1 protein-coding gene and 2 pseudogenes are annotated in these 2,054 nt (G+C 45.5%); 1 reads left to right on the forward strand and 2 read right to left on the reverse strand.

Annotation, left to right across the window (positions count from 1 at the left end):
* On the reverse strand, positions 1–180 hold a 180-nt coding region (locus tag RMO52_RS21020), incomplete at its 3' end, for a hypothetical protein (protein ID WP_310418199.1).
* Between the two features lie 203 nt (positions 181–383).
* Positions 384–1,597, reverse strand: a pseudogene (gene ctpA / locus RMO52_RS21025) (carboxyl-terminal processing protease CtpA).
* Between the two features lie 238 nt (positions 1,598–1,835).
* Between ctpA and petB the strand changes: the two are divergent.
* Positions 1,836–2,054 (forward strand): annotated as a pseudogene (petB, locus tag RMO52_RS21030) (cytochrome b6); the annotation flags it as partial.

The raw sequence follows: 2,054 nt of genomic DNA on the forward strand, positions 1-2,054 counted from the left end.
GAAAACGCAATTTGGGTATGTTTGTCGAAACTCGCGCATCAGATCGTCAATTTCTATTAATTCTTGATCTATATCGATCGATAAGGAACTCAATGTCGGATCTGTTTGAATATTGAGTAACAATGATATTTTATTCTCTACCTGTAAAACCCGTTCTTGTAAGCTTTGTGCATCCATCATAAAAGTGTCAATGTGTTATTTATAATTTTTCATTTACAAGCAGAAATATCTAATTAGTTACAATGATGTAAATATCTGAAACCTTGATGGTGGGCAGCGCCCACCCTACTAAAGCCTAAAGCTGAAACCTTTGTGGTGGGCAGTGCCCACCCTACTAAAGCCCAAAGCCTAAAGCCTAACATCTAAAGCCCAAAGCCTAACATTTAAAGCCCAAAGCCTAATTCTTTAACTGCTGCTAAATACTGAGTATCTGCTGCTGTAGCGATCGATTCTAGCCCAATTTCGGGAGTGGGTACGATGCGATCGGGTGTGATGCCCAATTTGTGGATATCGTGATGGTTGGGAGTTTCATATTTGGCGACGGTGATGGCTAAACCACTACCATTGGGGAGATCGAATAAAGATTGGATCAAGCCCTTGCCAAATGTCTTGGTACCTATCAGTGTAGCGCGTCGATTATCCTGCAAGGCTCCAGCGAGGATTTCACTGGCACTGGCAGTCCCTTCGTTGACTAGTACGGCTAAGGGTGCATCGGTAAGAGCAGTACCATTGGCATCGATTTCATCGATCGCACCCCGCCTGTCAACAGTGTAGACTATCGGCTCATCATTGAGCCATTGACGGGCAATCTCGACCCCAGCTTGTACCAGTCCGCCAGGATTGTTGCGCAAGTCGAGAATGTAAGCAGTCGCGCCTTGTTGTTTGAATTTGGTAATATTCTCCCCCAGTTCTTTGGCAGCTTTGGCACTAAATTGGGAGAGGCGCAGATAGCCGATTTTGCGACCGTTTCGGTGTGCAGTTCGGCGGTAACGGGATTGAGTTCGATTTTTTGCCGGATTAAAATTACCTCGCGAGGAGAGTTTGCAGCGGTTTGAATGAGTAAACTGACATTTGTACCCGTCGCGCCGCGCATTTTCACAGCAGCGGTGTCCAGTGTTAATTCTGTTGTGGGAGTGGCATCGATTTCGACGATCGTGTCATGGGGCAATATTCCGGCTTGAGCGGCAGGGGAACCAGCAATGGGAGCAATTACCTCAATTTGCTTACTACCGGGCTTCACGCCGATTTGTAAGCCCACTCCAGACAGTTCTCCTGCCGTGTTCACTTGCAAAGAGCGATATTGCTCCGGGCGCAGCAATCGTGTAAATGGTTCGTCCAAACTAGCAATCATTTTGGTAATTGCTTGGTAAGCCGCTTCCTCATTAGGAATTTGTTGCTTGAGAGTACGATCTCTTACCAACCACCAATTTTGATGATTGAAGCCGTTATCGTAATAAGCCTGATTTACCGTCCGCCATGCCTGCAACACCAATTGTTGCTCCGTGGTAAAAGCAGCGGCTGGAGGTACGTTCCCGAGCCAAAATAGAGCCACTTGCAGACTCAAGATCCAACCAAACCAAAAACTAGCTCTCACGATCGGTACCACTCTCCTTTCGAGGTGTGTTAAATTTTGTAGAGGTATTATGAGTGACCTGCCACCAGATATTACCAAATTAAACAATTTTGGGCATATTTGGTATAAGCACATGTGTTTAGCACATCACTGCTTGGCATAGTACATCTTAACCCTGCCATTATTTTGAGCCATTGGGATCTACATCCTACTGGCGTTATAATATATAACACGACATTAGAGAGAAGCACGGCACCCGTCAATGTTTACCAAGCAAGTCACAAACAGTAAAACCTACCAATGGTTTGACGAACGTCTCGAAATCCAAGCACTATCCGATGATATTGCTAGTAAGTACGTTCCACCCCATGTTAATATCTTCTACTGCCTTGGTGGGATCACCTTAGTCTGCTTCGTAATCCAGTTCGCTACTGGTTTTGCGATGACTTTCTACTATTCGCCGACTGTAGCTGATGCTTTC

This window comes from Chamaesiphon sp. OTE_8_metabat_110, assembly GCF_031382685.1.
Lineage (GTDB): Bacteria > Cyanobacteriota > Cyanobacteriia > Cyanobacteriales > Chamaesiphonaceae > Chamaesiphon.